The 1,370-nt window shown below is 45.8% G+C and carries 3 protein-coding genes; 1 reads left to right on the top strand and 2 read right to left on the bottom strand.

The genetic code is table 11. The features are described 5' to 3' along the window. Positions 1-43: 43 nt before the first annotated feature. Positions 44-526 carry a hypothetical protein gene (locus tag LEPIL_RS23375; protein ID WP_143464869.1) on the bottom strand — a complete coding sequence of 161 codons (483 nt, stop codon included), beginning with the start codon at positions 524-526 and terminating at the stop codon, positions 44-46. A gap of 102 nt (positions 527-628) precedes the next feature. Further along, a complete protein-coding gene (locus LEPIL_RS07595) occupies positions 629-1,048 on the bottom strand; it encodes a ubiquitin family protein (protein ID WP_002771505.1) in 420 nt (139 codons plus the stop codon). A gap of 129 nt (positions 1,049-1,177) precedes the next feature. Between LEPIL_RS07595 and LEPIL_RS22890 the strand changes: the two genes are divergently transcribed. Then, the coding region (locus LEPIL_RS22890) for an IS5 family transposase (protein ID WP_002771502.1) at positions 1,178-1,370 on the top strand (193 nt) is incomplete at its 3' end.

Below are 1,370 nucleotides of genomic sequence, written 5' to 3'. Positions count from 1 at the left end.
GGAATGTGGTGTTCGGCCCATTTTGGGCCAGGGTTCCGCCTTTTCAAACTCTAACTAAATTCGGGACATAATCAGGAAATCGCACAGGAGAGCTAATCGTATTTGACACATAGTAATCGTAATCAAAGGTCAATTCTGGTCGCTGTGACAATTTCAAACTAAAGTCATGCGGAATATTCTCATAAACCATCCAATTCCGGGTAAAGTCGCCCAGGCGACACAAATCGACCGTTACATAATTTGGTCCACCTTGCTGAATATCTCGGAAGTGTGCATAACTGAAAGGGAAAATGCATTTGTCTCGATCAATAAACTTCTCAATCAATGTTGCCACGGCTTCACAGGAGTCCCTTAAATCACCATTCAGACCCTCCGGTTTTGTTAAATAGGAGATAACGTTCCAATCAAAGTATACAACGTCTGTAATGGATGGGGGCATAGTTCTTGATATTACCGTAGTGTTGGGTGGGCTATTCGCATTGACAAAAAAGACTTCACGATCGTCAGCTTCGTTCGCTGTGGTCAATGCCCGGACGGCGAATGCCGTAAATCCGGGCAAGATCCAAGGCCGACCGCCAGAGAGCAGAGGCCATAGCGTGAAATTAGCAGTTAGAGGAAGTACTGCCTTTCAGAAGTATGAAAGGGCTTTGCCGTAGAGGTTCAATTTTTCTAAAACATATTGAGCAATGGCGCCTGCCGTGGCAGACTTGCGCCACATAAATTCCACTCTTACACTGGTTCGGTCTGGTAAATGCACAAGCAAGTCAGAATACAACGATGCATTCCCGTTAAGAATGACTTCCTTGTCAAATTGAGTTGCAAGGTTGGCGGCGACGAAGCCGCTACCGAAAGTGCAGTTTAATAAAGTATCATGGTCTTGAGCAATTCTTAGATTTTTCGCGAAGGCTTCTTTTGTCTTACTGCCAGGAGGTGCACCAAGTCTGCGGCTATTGAGAGGCTGACCAAGGAATAAAGCGCCAAGACTCGATTCGCGGAGCTTTTGCGTGATGCCAGGGACTTTGTTTGTGTCTAAACTGACAGCCTTCATTTTCGAGATGAGTTCGGGGGAAGCGTAAGTCCTGACTAGAAGCCATCTCAAATATAAACTACTGACAAGTACTTTTTGCTTGTACTGCCGAGGGGTTCGTACAAGGATAGCTCCTATAGGAGCTCTATCATGGATATCACAGATGCCCAATGGAAGATCATAAAGCCTCTTATCAAAGAACCAAAGCCACGAGAAGACGGGAGGGGACGGGAGAGAATTGAGCCCCGAAGTATTTTAAATGGAATCTTGTGGATTTTGAAAACTGGAGCCCGCTGGCAGGATCTACCGGATAGGTATCCTTCCTATCAGAGTTGTCATCGTC

It is taken from the genome of Leptonema illini DSM 21528, from assembly GCF_000243335.1.
Lineage (GTDB): Bacteria > Spirochaetota > Leptospiria > Leptospirales > Leptonemataceae > Leptonema > Leptonema illini.
This window is presented reverse-complemented; position numbering and strand designations above follow the sequence as displayed.

Excerpts from the sequence above, each read along its gene's own strand:
- LEPIL_RS07595 (WP_002771505.1), bottom strand. The coding sequence starts at position 1,048 with ATGAAGGCTGTCAGTTTAGACACAAACAAAGTCCCTGGCATCACGCAA.